Source organism: Burkholderia sp. SIMBA_051, from assembly GCF_046534915.1.
GTDB lineage: Bacteria > Pseudomonadota > Gammaproteobacteria > Burkholderiales > Burkholderiaceae > Burkholderia > Burkholderia ambifaria.
In genome coordinates this window covers 1-242 of the sequence record NZ_JAWRXS010000773.1, presented here as the reverse complement: position 1 = coordinate 242, position 242 = coordinate 1, and the positions used below count along the sequence as shown (strand labels likewise).

Below are 242 nucleotides of genomic sequence, written 5' to 3'. Positions count from 1 at the left end.
AGCTCAAGGAGTTTGCGATGGCCTTCATAGCACTGCGGCAACTACTGGACCACGCGGCCGAGCACGGCTACGGCGTGCCGGCGTTCAACGTCAACAACATGGAGCAGATTCACGCGATCATGCAGGCCGCCGAGGCCACCGCGAGCCCGGTGATCCTGCAGGCGTCGGCGGGGGCGCGCAAATATGCGGGCGAACCGTATTTGCGGCATCTCGTCCTGGCTGCATTGGAGGCGCACCCCGAT

General features: G+C 64.5%; 1 protein-coding gene. It reads left to right on the top strand.

The features are described from left to right. Positions 1-17 precede the first annotated feature (17 nt). Positions 18-242 (top strand): class II fructose-bisphosphate aldolase (locus tag SB771_RS36565; protein ID WP_410722230.1); only part of this gene is annotated, 225 nt, incomplete at its 3' end.